Origin of the sequence: Butyrivibrio sp. INlla16, from assembly GCF_900104155.1 — a bacterium.
Taxonomy (GTDB): Bacteria; Bacillota; Clostridia; order Lachnospirales; family Lachnospiraceae; genus Butyrivibrio.
Genome location: NZ_FMYB01000115.1, coordinates 1 through 3,331, shown reverse-complemented (window position 1 = coordinate 3,331; position 3,331 = coordinate 1). Strand labels below are relative to the sequence as shown.

The 3,331-nt window shown below is 47.1% G+C and carries 3 protein-coding genes; all 3 read right to left on the bottom strand.

The window, feature by feature from the left end; genetic code table 11:
* Positions 1-204 precede the first annotated feature (204 nt).
* The 3 genes from BLR42_RS22055 to BLR42_RS22045 all read right to left on the bottom strand — a co-directional run bounded on the left by BLR42_RS22055 (position 205) and on the right by BLR42_RS22045 (position 2,978).
* Entirely contained in the window at positions 205-1,011 is an 807-nt protein-coding gene (locus tag BLR42_RS22055) for an ExeA family protein (RefSeq protein WP_091873851.1), read from the bottom strand.
* Positions 1,011-2,273, bottom strand: coding sequence for a DDE-type integrase/transposase/recombinase (locus BLR42_RS22050; RefSeq protein WP_091873849.1), 1,263 nt, complete (start codon positions 2,271-2,273; stop codon positions 1,011-1,013). The genes BLR42_RS22055 and BLR42_RS22050 overlap by 1 nt, the downstream gene beginning before the upstream one ends.
* Positions 2,274-2,348: 75 nt before the next feature.
* A complete protein-coding gene (locus tag BLR42_RS22045) occupies positions 2,349-2,978 on the bottom strand; it encodes a DUF6431 domain-containing protein (RefSeq protein ID WP_139165253.1) in 630 nt (209 codons plus the stop codon).
* Positions 2,979-3,331 lie beyond the last annotated feature (353 nt).

Here is a 3,331-nt window from a genome sequence, read left to right as displayed (position 1 = left end):
TGTCCGGCGGCACATTGTGGGAGGCGGTAACGGCTGATTGTTTTCGGCAGTTTCCACTCCCTGACCGTGCGGTATAATTCCTGACCGCAGGATATTGGCGGGAACACCGCACACTGTCATAGCTTTATTCCAGAGAGCATTCAGAATGCTTTTTGAAATAAGGCCATGACTAAACAGTCACAGCCTTGTACATTGAAAATTTCATCAATCCAGAGCCTGGTTCTCAACGGCATCACGGATGATATCGGCATCGATGACCTTGCATTTACGCTGTGAGCCGATGGCGAAGGCATCGGTCATCAGGTTGTCGATGAGTCTGGGATTGCCCTGGGTATAGCTGTGGGCTGCAGACAGTGCAGCGGTATCAATGATCTTTTCGGATGCACCGGCAAGCTTTATCTTGTGGAGTATATACTCTGCAACCTCACCGTCATCCAGTCCGCTGTAGTTGTAGTGGACGGTGATCCTTTGGCGGAGGGCTTCATGAACGGGCTTTCTAAGGGTGTCATTCAGGTGTGATTCACCGCAAAGGATGAGCGTAAAGTAGTTGACGGAATCGTAGCCATAATTCATCAGCATCTTGATGTCATTAAGGATTCCGGTGTTCAGGTACTGCGCCTCATCAATTGCAAGGAGCAGAGGTTGCCGCTTTTCCTTGAAAAGGTACGATATCTGCTCGCGGATTGCCTGGAACATCGCAGGCTTACCTCCTTTTTCTGTCACACCCAGGATACTGCAGAACTGTTTATAGAAGTCGGCGACACTGATAGTTGACAGGCACATGTACTCCATGTGGTAAAGGCTGGGGTTGAGGCTGTTTGCAAAACACCGGAGGGCATAGGATTTACCCATGCCCGGTCTTGCGGTGAATACTCCTATGCCCCTGATGTCCTTGAGGTAATTGAGACGGTTTGTCATTTCGTTGAAATCTTTTGAGATAAAGCAGTCCTTTTCCTTGAGCTGCTGCTTGTCAAAGGGATTGTATGACAGACCATAGAAGCTATTGTACATCAGCCTACACCTCCAATCCTTGAGTAGTCGATAGGGTTCTGGCGTTTTACATGGCAGTTCTCATTGCGGTTGGTCCTGCGGAGGGGATAGTGTTTTCCATCAAAAAGAATGTAGGCAGAATCCATGTCATCCGGAAGAAAGCGGATATCAACCTTTACAGATATGAACTGCATGGGGACATCAAAGCTGACCTTGTCGATTGAGATGGTGGAGTCTTTCCTTACCTTGCGGGTTATGCGGTTGAGGAAGCACTCATCAAGCCACTCTTCGGACTGAGGCGGCTTGGGTTTGTATTCTGAATTTAAGTACCTGTCCATTGGAGTAGAATCGATGCCGCGATGGAAAGTGGTGTTGTAGGTGCGCATATAGTCCTTAAGCATGCTGTCAAACTGGGAGAGCGATGTGATGGATCCGATATCCAGTGTGTACAGCCATCTTTCCTTGAGTGTCCTGAAATGGCGTTCCACCTTGCCTTTGCTGGCACCGTCGCGTACTTTTGTATGCAGGAGCACTATGCCAAGCGACACACAGATCATGGAGAGCTGCTCGTTGGAGTAGCTGCAGCCGTTATCAACATAGAGCTTGTCAGGAATGCCGTAGGTAGCAACAGCCTGTTTAAGGACTTTCTGGAAGTTGAAAGCGTTGTCGCTGTAGAACAGACCGCCTCCGACAAGGAGCCTTGAATGGTCGTCGATTATCATTATGCAGTAGACGCGCTTGGATTTACCGTTCTCAGTGATATATGGGAGATAACAGGTGTCCGCCTGCCAGCATTTTCCGAAGCCGTCCTCCTCAAATGCCTTACGGTCCTTTAGATTGGGATTTCGTGCGGACTTGAGGTCATTGTTTTTGATGAACCTCTGGACTGAGTCGACGCTTACACAGGCAGGAATGAATGATTCAGCTACCAGGTGGTGGTATATCTGGGTGGCATTCATGCGGGGATGCTCCTGCTTCATGCGGTAGATCTCACAGATTGCTTCGTCGTTCAGAACACGGGAAACGCCCATATCGGAGCGTCTTCCGGGAAGAAGCGCATCAAGGCCGCCGTTAGTATACTCTGATTTCCACTTCTCCAGTGTCTTGTAGCTGTACTTTACGACGGTTCCATCAGGAAGCGTGAGAGGGTTTTCGGTCACTCTTTTGTAATAAGCCGTGGCTGATGCATCAGGAAAAAGCCCCTGGACTACAGGAGCTATGAGTGCAAAGCGGAACTGGGCCATGTCGGCATCCTGCTTTGTGATTTCAGGGTTATTATTCATGTATTATGATCCTCCTTTATGTTTTCCTAAAGCATAAAGTGAAGATATGGGCATGAACAGCCACCGGTTGTGTGGTCAGGTGATTCTGTAATCCGGAAGAAATATCTTCTGGCAGTACCCTGCGGTTTCGTTACAGCATACAGATGGATTTTTATGCGACTGAAGGAATGAGAATGCGAAACGGCTGATGAATTCCGAAGAGAATCCATTGTAAGGATTACTGACCAGAGTTTTCATAAAATCACGGGTATCTGTTTTAAGATTTTCAAGTTCACCGAGCCAGAGTTTCTTATGCTGCCTGAACAGGCACTTCCACTTACGGAACTGACTGATGGATATTTCATATCTTTCGCAGATGCTTTCAATGGACCGGAATTGGAAGATGTGCTCTGACAGAACCCTGAGCACAAAGAACAGTCCATATGTCCCATAAGGGATGATGTGGTCAGGAAGTATGGCATGAGTGTGATGACAGCTGTCACAGATAACCCTCATTACACTGATGGTGCATTTGTGTCTCCGACCATTAACAAAGTCAGTGATAGTACGACCATAGTAAGCGTGGACATGACATTCGCCTCTGGATCCGCAGACAGGACAGGTCTCCTTCGATGGAACAAAGCGGGTCATAAATCGGTCAAAGAGGATTTTTGATGAAGTTTTAATATTTAGTATCTTGATAAACAGTAAGTTTTTCCGTATCATACAGACGTATCTCCTTTCATTATTCCCCTGATCCTTTCTGGACAGGTATGAAAGGGGGCTTAAGATGACTGCTTATGAACAGGCAACCATAATTAGGGCATTGACCCTGCGCAGGACCTGTGTGCAGCTCTTAAGGGTGTGAATGAGGAAGGACGAACTGTGGTAGGGGCTGTCTTTCCTCATTTTTTATGCAACTGTATGAATATAGATCCGAAGGGGATAGTCAGTCAATATAGACACGAAAAAAACGTGCGGTAAAAAACAGCACGTTCAGATAGACAATATATAGGAGAACGAGAAATTAATCCGCAGTAAACCTTCAGTAGGTGAGAGGATTAATTCGACGCATTACA